The organism is Bacillus sp. Nf3, from assembly GCF_003028545.1.
Lineage (GTDB): Bacteria > Bacillota > Bacilli > Bacillales > Bacillaceae > Bacillus > Bacillus safensis.
The window spans coordinates 1-555 of the sequence record NZ_PYUA01000081.1 but is presented as its reverse complement, the minus strand read 5'-3'; the positions used below and the strand labels follow the sequence as shown (position 1 = coordinate 555).

The 555-nt window shown below is 64.7% G+C and carries 2 protein-coding genes; both read right to left on the bottom strand.

Features of this window, described 5'->3' with window-relative positions:
- A partial coding sequence (locus C9414_RS20950) for a ribosome maturation factor RimM (RefSeq protein ID WP_483295700.1) occupies positions 1 to 216 on the bottom strand: 216 nt, incomplete at its 3' end.
- A 44-nt stretch (positions 217 to 260) separates the two neighbouring features.
- Positions 261 to 521 (bottom strand): 30S ribosomal protein S16, encoded by a 261-nt coding sequence (gene rpsP / locus C9414_RS20945; RefSeq protein WP_005415733.1) that lies wholly within the window; start codon positions 519 to 521, stop codon positions 261 to 263.
- Positions 522 to 555 lie beyond the last annotated feature (34 nt).

Here is a 555-nt window from a genome sequence, read left to right as displayed (position 1 = left end):
GACGCCGGGGAAACGGGCGACCAGGTGCTTGCCGCTGTCGCGGCCACGCACACCTTCAATCGTGGTTTCCACGCCGGACGGGCTGCGCACGATCCACGGCTGGTAACGGAAAATGGCGGAACGTGGCTCGGTCCAGGACTCGAGCTTGATCTCGCCGCGCACACCAAAAGCGCCGACAACCCTGCCCAGCAGGATGCGGCGCTCGATATCTTTCATCTGCTTCAACCAAGAGGGCCACGCCGAAGCGTGGCCCGTCAGGATCAGGCCGCAGCGGCCTGGGACTTGGTCGCTTCCTTGATCAGGTTGCGGACCTTGTCGGTCGGCTGGGCGCCGTTCTTGACCCAATGGTCAACGCGGGCCAGGTCCAGCTCGATGCGCTTCTCGGCGCCCTGGGCGACCGGGTTGTAGAAGCCAACGCGCTCGATGTTGCGGCCGTCGCGCGCGCTGCGCACGTCGGTGACGATGATGTGGTAGAACGGACGCTTCTTGGCGCCGCCGCGGGTCAGTCGAATCTTGACCATGGTGTTTTTCCTATTGCCCAGTCGCCAGGATGGC

What these genes read in the sequence shown, in the direction of transcription:
- rpsP (WP_005415733.1), bottom strand. Translation starts at nt 521, where the DNA reads ATGGTCAAGATTCGACTGACCCGCGGCGGCGCCAAGAAGCGTCCGTTC.